Origin of the sequence: uncultured Eubacterium sp. (assembly GCF_945980375.1) — a bacterium.
Taxonomy (GTDB): Bacteria; Bacillota; Clostridia; order Oscillospirales; family Acutalibacteraceae; genus Eubacterium_R.
In genome coordinates this window covers 1-12,475 of sequence record NZ_CAMFQO010000006.1, presented here as the reverse complement: position 1 = coordinate 12,475, position 12,475 = coordinate 1, and the positions used below count along the sequence as shown (strand labels likewise).

The 12,475-nt window shown below is 43.0% G+C and carries 12 protein-coding genes; 1 reads left to right on the top strand and 11 read right to left on the bottom strand.

Features of this window, described 5'->3' with window-relative positions; all coding sequences use genetic code 11:
* Window positions 1-33: 33 nt before the first annotated feature.
* Window positions 34-444, bottom strand: a complete 411-nt coding sequence (locus tag Q0P34_RS03145; RefSeq protein ID WP_294952761.1) for a YlbF family regulator — start codon at window positions 442-444, stop codon at window positions 34-36.
* Window positions 441-1,871: a tRNA (N6-isopentenyl adenosine(37)-C2)-methylthiotransferase MiaB gene (gene miaB, locus Q0P34_RS03140; RefSeq protein ID WP_294952758.1), complete on the bottom strand. Its 1,431-nt coding sequence runs from the start codon at window positions 1,869-1,871 to the stop codon at window positions 441-443. The genes Q0P34_RS03145 and miaB overlap by 4 nt, the downstream gene beginning before the upstream one ends.
* Before the next feature lie 218 nt (window positions 1,872-2,089).
* Here miaB and malQ point away from each other — a divergent pair, with 218 nt between their 5' ends.
* Window positions 2,090-3,613 carry a 4-alpha-glucanotransferase gene (gene malQ / locus Q0P34_RS03135; protein ID WP_294952755.1) on the top strand — a complete coding sequence of 508 codons (1,524 nt, stop codon included), beginning with the start codon at window positions 2,090-2,092 and terminating at the stop codon, window positions 3,611-3,613.
* A gap of 66 nt (window positions 3,614-3,679) precedes the next feature.
* Here malQ and Q0P34_RS03130 read toward each other — a convergent pair whose 3' ends face one another.
* The 9 genes from Q0P34_RS03130 to Q0P34_RS03090 form a co-directional block, all read right to left on the bottom strand.
* Window positions 3,680-4,639, bottom strand: a complete 960-nt coding sequence (locus Q0P34_RS03130) for a diacylglycerol kinase family protein (protein ID WP_294952752.1) — start codon at window positions 4,637-4,639, stop codon at window positions 3,680-3,682.
* Between the two features lie 45 nt (window positions 4,640-4,684).
* Window positions 4,685-5,965, bottom strand: coding sequence for a galactokinase family protein (locus tag Q0P34_RS03125; protein ID WP_294952750.1), 1,281 nt, complete (start codon window positions 5,963-5,965; stop codon window positions 4,685-4,687).
* Between the two features lie 14 nt (window positions 5,966-5,979).
* Complete coding sequence (locus Q0P34_RS03120) at window positions 5,980-6,717, bottom strand: hypothetical protein (RefSeq protein WP_294952748.1); 738 nt, start codon at window positions 6,715-6,717, stop codon at window positions 5,980-5,982.
* A gap of 52 nt (window positions 6,718-6,769) precedes the next feature.
* Window positions 6,770-7,903, bottom strand: a complete 1,134-nt coding sequence (locus Q0P34_RS03115; RefSeq protein WP_294952745.1) for a bifunctional chorismate mutase/prephenate dehydratase — start codon at window positions 7,901-7,903, stop codon at window positions 6,770-6,772.
* A gap of 19 nt (window positions 7,904-7,922) precedes the next feature.
* Window positions 7,923-8,996, bottom strand: coding sequence for a chorismate synthase (gene aroC, locus Q0P34_RS03110; RefSeq protein ID WP_294952742.1), 1,074 nt, complete (start codon window positions 8,994-8,996; stop codon window positions 7,923-7,925).
* Window positions 8,977-10,185 (bottom strand): 3-phosphoshikimate 1-carboxyvinyltransferase, encoded by a 1,209-nt coding sequence (gene aroA / locus Q0P34_RS03105; RefSeq protein ID WP_294952739.1) that lies wholly within the window; start codon window positions 10,183-10,185, stop codon window positions 8,977-8,979. The genes aroC and aroA overlap by 20 nt, the downstream gene beginning before the upstream one ends.
* On the bottom strand, window positions 10,185-11,237 hold the full coding sequence (gene aroB, locus Q0P34_RS03100) for a 3-dehydroquinate synthase (RefSeq protein ID WP_294952736.1): 1,053 nt from the start codon (window positions 11,235-11,237) through the stop codon (window positions 10,185-10,187). Before aroB ends, aroA begins: the two co-directional genes overlap by 1 nt.
* On the bottom strand, window positions 11,237-12,064 hold the full coding sequence (locus Q0P34_RS03095; protein WP_294952733.1) for a prephenate dehydrogenase: 828 nt from the start codon (window positions 12,062-12,064) through the stop codon (window positions 11,237-11,239). Before Q0P34_RS03095 ends, aroB begins: the two co-directional genes overlap by 1 nt.
* Before the next feature lie 136 nt (window positions 12,065-12,200).
* The gene (locus Q0P34_RS03090; RefSeq protein ID WP_294952730.1) at window positions 12,201-12,326 is read right to left on the bottom strand and encodes a hypothetical protein; all 126 of its coding nucleotides are present in this window, start codon (window positions 12,324-12,326) and stop codon (window positions 12,201-12,203) included.
* Between the last annotated feature and the right edge of the window lie 149 nt (window positions 12,327-12,475).

Genomic DNA, 12,475 nt, shown 5'->3' with positions numbered 1-12,475 from the left:
TTTTTAATTAATTATTTGCTAATAATTGTGCAATTAGTGACAGCCGCCGCAGGTGCAGCAATCGTGTGTGCAATCTGTTGCAGGTATTTCACAGGTTGCAGGGTCCTGACCGTCAAAGAAAAGGCCGATCATCTGGCTGATATACTGTGCCATCTGCTCCATCTGTGCGGCAGCCTCGGAATAGTTTTTCATATTCTCGCCTTCCATAACCTTTGTGTAAATATCCTGATATTCCTGCTGAAGCTCTGCAATTCTTTCCTGCGAAGCCTCCTCGCCCTTTTCAGCCTCCTGCTGATATTTAAGTGTGATGAGCTGCATCTCCTGCATCTGCTGCTGAAGAGCCTCATCTGCATCATTTGCCTTTGCGGCAACCTGAAGTGCTTCAAATCTTGGGTCTGCCTGAATTTCTTTTCCCAATTCTCTAAGTGCTGATTCTAAACTCATTTTTCTTTCCTTTCTAATTCACCCAGCATAACATAGGTGAGCGGCTCAGTTACTTTTATTTTTTGGAAGGAGCCTATGAGCCTCTCGTCTCCTACAAATTCTATAATCAAATTGCCGTCGGTTCTTGCGGCAAGATAATTATCTCCCTGCTTACCCTTGCCGTACACAAAGCACTTAAAGGTTTTGCCCCTGTGCAGTGCCATCTGCTCGCCGGAAATTCTTTCCTGCAAGGCAAGGAGCTCGCGCATCCATTTTGATTTTTCCTCGTACGGTACAGGGTCGTCCATCTCTGCTGCAGGTGTGCCTACTCGTGGAGAGTAAATAAAGGTGAAAAGGCTTGTTGCCTTAATTTCCTCAACCAAGGACAGTGTGTCGCAGAATTCCTCATAGGTTTCACCCGGAAAGCCTACGATAATGTCGCTTGTAATTGAAAGCTCATCACCCATAAGCTCTTTTGCATAATTAATGAGCGACAAATACTTTTCTCTTGTATAGGACCTGTTCATTGCCTTGAGCACGCGGTCGTTACCGCTTTGAAACGGCAGGTGCAAATGGGTTGCAACCTTGTCGCACTGTGCCATGGTTTCTATGAGCTCCTTGGTGCAATCCTTTGGGTGAGAGGTCATAAAACGTATTCTGAAATCACCCTCAAGGTCGTTAAGTATTCTTAACAACTGCGAGAAGCTTACCCTCGGTTCAAGGTCCTTGCCGTATGAATTAACGTTTTGACCGAGGAGTGTAATCTCCCTATATCCCTCATCAACCAACTGCTTAAATTCGGCAACAACATCATTTACCTCTCGGCTACGCTCCCTGCCCCTGACATATGGAACAATGCAGTACGAGCAAAAATTGTTGCATCCGTACATAATGGGAAGCCAAGCCTTTTTGTCGTTATCACGCTTTACGGGAATACCCTCTGCAATTACACCGTCAACATCCGGGAGCTCAAAAACTCTTTTCTTTCTTGTCAAAGCAGTGTAAATAAGCTGCGGAACCTTGTAAACAACGTGGGTACCGAATACCAAATCAACAAACGGAAACGACTGCTTGATTTTGTCCGCAATGTGTTGCTGCTGCATCATACAACCGCAAAGAGCAATTACAACATCGGGATTATCAAGCTTGTAGCTTTTAAGGGCACCGACATTGCCAAACACTCTGTCCTCGGCATGCTCCCTTACTGCACATGTGTTAAAGATGATAAGCTTTGCCTCAAGCCTGTCCTCAGTAAAGCCATATCCCATTGCCTCAAGCATACCCTTGATACGCTCACTGTCGGCGATATTTTGCTGACAGCCGTAGGTAACAACGCAGGCAAGCGGTTTGCCTGAATACCGCTTTGAGATAAGCTCGTTTACCATTTGAGAATATTTATTTTGCTCTGCCAATTCCTCTTTGGAAATCTTTTTTATATCTGCCGGCAATGCTGCACCTCCAATAACGTGCAATTATCGCAAAACGTACTTTTGCATAATAATCCATACTATCAAGTATTATATCAAAACACAGGTTTGTATTCAATATATATTTTATAAAATAATATAAAAATTATATATAGGAATTTATATAAGTTGTACATTGATTTTTCTACCTCATAATGATAAAATTAACAAGACAAAAAATGTGACAAAAGGTGAATATTATGCATAAAAAAAGAGGTGCAGGTGTACTGCTTCACATAAGCTCAATGCCGTCGCCGTACGGTGTGGGAGTTTTAGGCAACGACACAAAGCACTTTATTGATAAAATATCGGATATGGGATTTGGATATTGGCAGGTTTTGCCGTTCAATCCGACAGACAGTGCAAACTCTCCATACTGCTCCGAATCGGCATTTGCGGCAAGCTATATATACATTGACCCGCAGGGATTAATGGATATGGGGCTGATAGGTCAGGATGATGTAAACGACAACATTTACGACGGCTCCCCTTACACAGCCGCCTATGAATTTGCATTAGAAAAAAGACTTGCAACGTTAAAAAAAGCCTTTTTGAACATTAACGACGAGCTTGCAACAAGCATCAAGGAATTCGAAATCAATAATCCATGGCTCACAGACTATGCCTTATATATGGCAGTAAAGGAGCAGGAAAACTATAAGCCTTGGTGGGAATGGAGCGACGAGCACTCGCACTACTTTGAATGTGTAAAAAGCATATACAATTACGAGGAATCCGCAGCATTTTGGAAATTTGTGCAGTTCATTTTCTTTAAGCAATGGGGAGAAATAAAGGGTTATGCCAACAAAAAGGGCGTTGCCGTTATCGGTGATATGCCAATCTATGTTGCAATGGACAGCGTTGATGTGTGGTCAAACCTGCCTATGTTTTTAATTGACGAAAAAACACTTAAAGTAGAAAAGGTTGCCGGTGTTCCGCCTGATTATTTCAGCGAGGACGGTCAACTGTGGGGCAATCCTATTTATGATTGGAAGGCTATGAAAAATGACGGCTACACCTGGTGGCTGTCACGACTTGAGCACAACCTCAAAATCTTTGACACAGTAAGAATCGACCATTTCAGAGCCTTTGCTTCTTATTGGGAAATACCTGCCGACAGCAAAACTGCCAAGGTCGGCGAATGGAAAAAAGGACCGGGAATGGACCTTTTCAGCAAGGTGTTTGAAAAATTCGGAAATGACGCACCTATTATCGCAGAGGATTTGGGCGTGTTCGGTGAGGACGTTGTAAAGCTGCTTGACGACACGGGATTTCCGGGTATGAAGGTTATTCAGTTTGGCTTTGACCCTAATTCCGACTCGTCACATCTTCCACACAACGCAGGTGTAAACAGCATTAACTACGTAGGCACCCACGACAACAATACAATCCTCGGTTGGCTGTGGGAGGCAAGCGAAGCCGAACGTGCCTTTGCCCTTGATTATTGCCATTTCAACGGCGGCAACTGGGGTGACGGAGGATACCAAAGTGCATCGTGCAGAGCAATCACGCAGGCTGTTTGGCAAAGTGCCTCAAGCATTGCCGTCATTTCACTGCAGGATATGTGCGGATTTGGCTCCGACGCGAGAATGAACATTCCCGGTGTGCCTGAAAAGAATTGGAGATTCCGCACAACAACAGATACAATCGACAGCATAGACGCAGAATATTTTAAGCATATAAATTCATTATACAGACGTATGTATCCTGTATTTGAAAAATAGAAAAGCACAACAAAAGCCCCTGAACAGATAACGTTCAGGGACTTTAATTTATACTGTAAAAACCGATTAATCCTTAATCACGCAAAGCTTTACTGCCTTTGGCTCAACCGTAATTGTAACATCGCTGTAATCAAAATTTTCGCCGTCACAATTACCGATAAGTGCACTGCCGTCCTCCATATAAACCCTTGCTGATTTTATGTAATAATTACTGCAAACATCGTAGTTTTCCTCGTTGACATCACCCTTGGCATAACTTGGAATAAGCTTTGCCGCCTGAGATAACGAAATACCGTCAATCACGCAAACATCAAGCAATCCGTCGTCAAGCACGGAATTCGGTGCAGGACAAAAGCCACCGCCGTACCAGCTTGCATTACAAATTGCAAGCAGTGCGTAATCCTTGTTGCTTTGCTCTACGGTAAATTCTCTGCCTGTTTGCTTATCAACACAATTAAAGGAATAAGAAATGGTGTAATGAAGCGGATGCGTTAGAACAGGCACAATAGCAACCTTGTAGGCATTATGGCCCAAGAAAGGCAGCCTTTGCGCAATTTTTCTGCCCGTTGTTTCCACAAGAGTGTCAACACCGAACGACAAAACGTTTATTCCCTTTTCGCCGTTATAATCTATAACATCTATCGGCTTGATGTCGTATTTAATATTACCGTTATAAAGACCGAAGGATTTAATAACGTTTTCAACATTGATATTTTTTGTGTTATAGATTTTTTTGGCAAAATCGTTACCTGTGCCCAAAGGCAAAATCATCATCGGTGTGTCTGTACCTGCAATTCCGTTGACAACTTCGTGAACTGTTCCGTCACCGCCGCAGGACACAATAACACAATCGCTACCATACTGCTGTGCATACTGCGTGGCAATACGCTTTGCATCGCCCACCTGCTTTGTTTCCTCGATAATCATTTCATCATCAAGCGGGCGGAAGGTTGATTTTATTCTGTAAAAAATCTTTTCCTTATCGTCATTTCCGGCAATAGGATTAACTATAAAAACATATTTCATAATAATGTTCAGCCTCCTCTTTTAGCGAAACGGCAATACTACCGATTAAATAACCTGTGTGCCTCCGACAGGACGAATAATCAAAATATGGCAACTGCCCTCGCCGAATATTCCTTCAATGGCATTTTTATATTCATCAAGAATTTCATTGGGCACAAATGCCTGAATTGTACCTGCAAATCCACCGCCGTGAACTCTCCATGCGCCCTTACCGTCAAGAATTTCCTTGCTAACCGCAAGAGCTAAAGAAAGCTTTTGTTCAGTAGGATTTTTAGGAGTATATACGTTTTGATTAAGCATAAATGATGAACGTCCCGATTCGATAATAACCTGCTTAAAGCCATCAAAATCGTTAGCCTCAAGGCAAGCTACTGCCTTATCAACCCTCTTGTTTTCTCCAAAGAAATGAATAGCACGAAGAAGCGCACGGTCATTAACCTTGCCTGCAAGATTAGGAAGCTCCTCAAAGAATTCCTCGTATGTAATTTCACGCAAAACATTTTTACCCATTGCCTTTGCAACAGATTCCATTTCTGCTCTTACGGCAGCATAATCATCAGTCAAATCAGAGTGATTACCGTGAGTATCAACAATGCAAAGAGAATGACCGGAGCTTGCAAAATCAAAGTCAATCTTATTAATTACAGGGTCTTTGGTGGACTTAAAATCAATACTTACAAAGGTTCCTACCGATGATGCCATTTGGTCAAGCAGACCGCAGGGCTTGCCGAAAAACACGTTTTCCGAATACTGTGCAACCTTTGCAATGTCAACTGCACTGATCTTACCGTCATTAAACATATGTGACAACACAGAGCCAAGGAGTACCTCAAATGCGGCAGATGATGACAGGCCGGAGCCTCCCATAACATCGGAGGTTGTGCATGCATCAAAGCCCGATACCGCATAGCCAAGATTTTTAATACCTGCTGCAACACCCTGAACAAGAGTTGTGGAATCGCCGAAATTGTCCTCATTAGGCTCAAGGTCATTGAGGTCAACGACATTCATCCTGTGTCCCTTTGACTTTACTCTGATAGTATTATCGTCATTTTTGGAGGCAACGGCAATAGCGTCAAGATTGATGGAAGCAGCGAGCACCTTACCGTTATTATGGTCGGTATGGTTGCCGCAAACCTCTGTTCTGCCCGGTGCAGACATAATGCTAACCTCTCTGTCATAGCCAAAGAGCTCACCAAAATCATTAAGGGTTTCCACATAACGCGGCTTTTGCTTTTCAACGGCATCGTCGGTTACGTACACTGCCTTTAGGTTTTCGTCAAATCTGCCCGATTCGATGGCAGCAATCATTTCTTTAACTTTCATAATATGAATCCTCTTTACAAAATTATTTTATATTTATCTTTTTCACTGTAAATCAGCAGAGTTTGAGTCATCTGCCTTGATCTTACACCGTAAAAAATATTGAATATTAATGTTGAAAACCCACTAAACGCAACTATCACCATAAGCGTTGTGATGAAGGTTACGGAAAACGGATTTGTAAACTGTGTGCCAAGCTTTGTATAAATAAACAGCCTTGGTGCAAATCCAAGCAAACTAAGAAGCGAATAATACACAAAATCATAATGCATTGAGCCATAGTATTTTGACACCATTCCAACAGGAATAATAGGTACAAGACGGGTTACGGCAAGCACGTAAGGGTTACCGTTGCCCTTAAAATGTATCCAATCCCTAACAAATCGCAGGTTGTTTATATTTAATATCATACCGGTCCAGCCACCGCCCAAAAATGTTCCCTCAACGTACTTAACAGAGAAGAAAAAGAACAAAAACAGTACATTAAGTGCAAGTGCCGGTCCAAGCGGGAACACCATACCCGATATTACGCACAGGGCAGAAAGCGGTATTGGCAGCTGACACTTTGCAATATACAAGGCAAAAATACAAAGTATGATTTCGATAGGTGTTTCAAGCCTTGCAACTGCGGCGTCAAGACGCTCAAGCAGAGTGATAATAACCTCAAAGCGTTCCTCAAGGCTATTATGATTGTACAATGCTATTCCGAGAAGAATAAGCAGTCCAACGGTTACCGCCAATATTAAAAAAGACATAAACCCCGTACGATGACGTTTTGTTTGTTTCATTCAATCATCCAATAACAATTTATTTTCCCTCGTAGTAATTACCAAGGAATGAAAATTCAGGCAGCTCATCCGACAATGCACAAAGCAAATCGAGAGTTTCCTCATCTCTGACAGAGCCTAAAATATCAACATAAAAATAGTAATCAAATTTTCCGTTTGGTACAGGGCGTGATTCAAGCTTTGTGAGGTTTAACCCCGTCATTGAAAATCTGCCGAGTACCCTGTACAGCGAGCCCGTGCGGTGAGGAGCAGAGAAAATAAGCGAAATTTTTTCTGCATCATCATCAATAACAAGCTCCTTTGAGATAACAATAAAACGAGTTGTGTTGTTTGTTACATTTTGAATGTTTCGGCGAATAATCTTTAAGCCGTACCTTTTTGCAGCACTTTCACTGCAAATAGCGGCAATGTTTGTTTTGTCACTTTCCGACACAAACTTTGCAGCAGCCGCGGTGTTGCTGAAGTTAATGCCGGTAAAGTCAAAGCTTTTCAAAAAAATGTTGCACTGACTCAATGCCTGAGGATGAGAATAAACATTATCTATATCCTCAAAATTAACATTTTGCTTTGTGCAAAGACAGTGCTCAACCCTTAAATCATATGCTCCCACAATGTAGAACTTGTATTTCATTATCAAATCATATGATTCGTGAACAGAGCCGGCGGTGCTGTTTTCAACAGGGATAATGCCAAATCTTGCCTTGCCCTGATTTACTGCCTCAAAAACGTCCTCAAACTGCTTATGAAATATAACAGGAGAATCCTCAAACAAAGCCTCGGCAGCTTTACCGCTGTAAGCACCGTTTACACCCTGACATGCAATAGGCTCGCCGTTTGCGGTAAGCTTTTTGCTTCTTTTTGCATTTTCAATAGATGTACGAAGATCCTGACCTCCGCCTATAATTTTATGCTGAAGAGCACGCGAGGAATCCATAATTGAAGAAAAAATCGTTTTCATGGCTCCGCCCTGCTCACCACAGCTTGAGGCCACTAAATCAAGCACCTCCTGCTCCCTTTTTTCATTCAGAACAGGGATTCCATGCTCAACCTTGTATTGAGCAACCTTGCGTGAAACGTCCATTCTTTTTAGGAGCAACGGCACCAATTCGTCATCTATTTTATCAATTTCATTTCTTAATTCCAACAAATCCATTAAATGTATAATCCTTTATTTACAGCATTAAATCAAGCAATCCCAAGGCAACGGTAGCCTCAACAACAGGAACTGCACGCGGCACAATACAAGGGTCGTGCCTGCCCTTTATTTCAAGCTCTGCGTTTTCCATGGTTGAAAGGTTAACGCTTCTTTGCTTTTGTGCAATAGACGGAGTAGGCTTAATGGCAACGGAAACAACAATAGGTGCGCCGTCAGTCATACCGCCGAGAACACCGCCGTTATTGTTAGACAGCGTATGAACGAGCCCGTCCTTTATTTCGTATTCGTCATTAACGTCAGATGCATTTTTGTCGGCAAAGTCAAAGCCCAAGCCAAACTGCACTCCCTTAACAGCAGGGATACCGAAAAGAAGCGACGCAAGCTTGCCCTCAACAGTATCATATATATTTGCGCCGATACCCACCGGTAAGCCCACGGCAAAGCACTCGATAATGCCGCCGACGCTGTCAAGACTTTTCCTTGCCATCTCTACATCAGCCCTCATTTTATCCTCTGCCGAATCGTCAAAAACCGCAAACGGCTTTGATGTAACCTCATCAAGCATTTGTGCGGTAATGTTGTTATAATCCACCGCACAGTCGCACGCAGAGCCAATCTGCTTAATATGAGCACCTATGGTAATTCCCTTTTGCAAAAGCACCTGCTTTGCAACCGCACCTGCAAAAACAATCGGAGCAGTAAGCCTTCCGCTGAAATGACCGCCACCCCTAACATCATTAAAGCCATTATACTTTACATATGCAGGATAATCGCTGTGACTTGGACGTGGAACAGCCATTACATTTGAATAATCACTGCTTTTTGTATTTGTATTTTCAATTATCATTGCAAGCGGTGCACCTGTTGTAACACCGTCAAGCACACCTGAAAGAATGCTTGGAATATCCTTTTCAAGACGAGGGGTTGAGGTTCTGTCTCTACCCGGTGCACGCCTTAGCATATCCTTATAAATTGCATCCATGTCAAGCTTAATTCCGGCAGGAAGTCCGTCAACAACACAGCCGATAGCCTCGCCGTGACTTTCGCCGAAAACAGAAAGCTTTAATTTTTCACCCACTGATGAAGACATTGACATTTCCTCCGATACCGTTGTAATCCGTAAAGAAATCCGGATATGATTTATTTATACTTTGCGCATCGTCAATGGTAGATACACCGTCGACTCCTGTTGCCGCAACCGTCATAGCCATAACAATGCGATGGTCATTAAAGCCCTTCATATTGGCAAAATGTAACCGAGAGCCTGTGATAATCATACCATCCTCGGTTTCCTGAACATCGGCACCGAGCCTTTCAAGGTTATAAATGATGCTTTTAATTCTGTCCGACTCCTTAAAGCGAAGCCTCTGGGCACCCTTGATTACGGTTTTACCCTGTGCATAAGCGGCGGCAACTGCTATCGACGGAACCATATCGGGAATATCGGTTGCGTCTATTTCAGTGCCCTTTAGGTCAGATTTTTTAACAATAACCGCTGAGCCTTCAATACTGACATCTGCACCGAATTGCCTAAGAACATCAACTATTCTCTTATCTCCCTGTGCAGAATTAATATCAAGTCCGCAAAGCCTTACATCACCGTACAATGCCCCTGCAACCATAAAAAACGCCGCCTGTGACCAATCAGCCTCTACTGAATAATCTCTGACAGAATACTGCTGATTACCGGGAATAAAATAGGAATTCTTTCTTTCCTCAACCCTAACTCCGTAGTCTGCCATAACCTTAACCGTCATATCTACATACGGCTTTGACTGAAGCTCGGTTGTAAGCACTATTTCGCTGTCACCGTCAAGAATAGGTAAGGCAAGCAGAAGGCCTGTAATGTACTGCGAGCTGACATCACCCGCTATTTCAAATCTACCGGGTGTCAACTGTCCGCTGACTGTCAACGGCAATGTTCCCGTACATTCGCACTGCACCGAGTGTTCCGGAAGCAGACGCAAATAGTCACCGATAGGTCGTTCGGGTAGCTTGCCTCTGCCCACAAACCTTATAGTTTTGCCAAGGGCGGCGGCAACAGGAATCATAAAGCGTAGGGTTGAGCCCGATTCAATACAATCCGCCACCGGCTTATTCTCTTTTAATGCAGCAATAACACCGAGTGTTGCCTGCATATCCTTTGAATCAATCAGCCCACAAACATTGCCGCCGCCCGCCAAAAACGAGCAAATCAATGCTCTGTGAGCAACTGACTTTGAAGGCGGAAGCTGAACAGTACCGCTGATATTTGAATGTTGAATTTTAGCTATTCTCATTATTCCAAACCAAAAAATCTTGGTATATCCTCGTTGTTAATACTTTGTGTGAACGAATCACCAATGCTGTGAAGCAGAACAAATTTTATAGAATCAGCACTGCGCTTTTTGTCCATATTCATAGCAGAAATAATACTTGCCAAGTCGTTGCTGTCGCTAACCATAAGGCTGTATTTTTGAAGCACACCTGCAATTCTGTCAGCCGTACCGACAGGGGTAATGCCGTTTGCCTCGCCTGCCTTTGCAATCATAACCATTCCTATGCCGACAGCCTCTCCGTGTGAAATAGTTGTAAAGCCGTGTAGCTTTTCAATAGCGTGACCGGGAGTGTGACCAAAGTTCAAAAGTGCCCTTTCGCCGTGCTCTCTTTCATCGCGTTCAACCACGCCCGCCTTAATGCTGACACATTCAAAAATAATGTCATCAATAATGCTTTTGGCGTCCTTACTTTCAATCTTATCAAAAAGCGAGGCACTCTTAATGCATCCTGTTTTTATCACCTCTGCCATGCCGTCGGAAAAGAAGTGCGGTGTAAGTGTGTCAAGTGTGTTGGGGTCAATCAAAACCAATATCGGCTGATGAAAAGCACCGCAAAGATTTTTACCCTGTGGCAAATCAACCGCTGTTTTTCCGCCGACAGATGAATCAACCTGTGCAAGAAGAGATGTGGGAATTTGCACAAAATCTATACCACGCAAGTATATTGAAGCCGCAAAGCCTGCCATATCACCGCAAACTCCGCCGCCGAGAGCTACAACCAAATCTCCTCTTGTAAGCTCATTTTCTGCCATAAACTCAACCATTGATATAACGGTTTCGGGCTTTTTGGAGGCCTCTCCTGCTTCAAAAACATATTGGCAAACATCAAAGCCGACCTGCATTAGCTGTTGCTTTACGGTATCGCCGTAAAGCTTTATAACATTTGTATCGCTGATAAGGCATACCTTTGATGCACTTGACACCTGCTTTATATAATCACCGCAATGATTAAGAATACCCTTTTCAATAAAAATGTTGTAGCCCTTGCCTACATTAACCTTAAGACTTTTCATTATCCGATTTCTTCCTTAATCTTATTAGCTCTGTTCATCAAATCCTTTAGCGCCGGTGAATCCTCGTTAACAATGTTGTACTTAAACTGCATAAGGTTTGATACAAGGTCGTCTATCTCTCGTACAAGAGCATCCTTGTTGTCGATGAACAAATCCGCCCACATATCTGCGTTAATTCTTGCAACGCGAGAAACGTCACGGTACGAGCCGGCAGAATATCCTGCATGTGACGGAGCAAGAGGAGAAAGAACATAAGAGCAGGCAAGCACGTGAGCAATCTGCGATGTAAAGGCAATCATCTCGTCGTGATGCTCGGGTGTTGTAACAACCGTGCGTGCAAAGCCCATATCCTGTGCCAAGCCTACAAGAGCGTCAACCTTGTTGCGCGGAGAATCGTCAAGAGGTGTTACAATAAAGCTTGCGTTGTCGTACAGGGTAGCAAGGCTGTTGTCGTAGCCGCCAACCTCTCTGCCTGCCATAGGGTGTGCACCGATAAAATAAAAATCAAGCTTTTCATCCTTAAATGCATAGCAAATCTTTGATTTAATACCGCAGGAGTCGGTAACGATGCTGTCCTTCTTAAAGCTGTTTTTGTGCTCTAAAATGAAAGGAACAATAGCTTCAGGATAAAAGTTGACAAAGGTTATATCCGCATCAGCCATAAGCTCATCAAGGTCTCCCGTACGGTCAATAACGCCGTCACGAAGCGCCTTTTCGGTAACAGAAGGAGTTCTGTTCCAGCCAAGGACAGTGTGCTTTGTATTCTTTTTTAAGGTCTTTGCAAGGCTTGCACCGATAAGACCTAAGCCGCAAATCAAAATGTTCATATTAGTCCGTCCCATAATACATAATCATACATATTAATAATATAATATTAATTGAGCGATGTCAAATTATAAAGGAATAATGTAATAAATTGTTAATATAAATTTGAAATGATTGGTAAATATTCTACGTTGCATCTCATTTATTGACAAACTGACAGGCTGTTGAGAAATGGAGCTGAATTTCGCATTTTGTGAGGGAAGATGTACTTCGTCCAAACATATTACGCATAGAACAAAACGCAGTTTTGTAATTATGCTTCATATGTTTCTCCTCTTCCCAACAAACTAAAGCTTGTTGGGAGCCCTGATTTCTCGACCGAGCAAAAGGCGAAAAACGCCAAAAACAGATTGAACTCGATGAACTGCCCCAAGTTGTGCAGACAGTACAAAAACAGACTACCAATGGTAGAA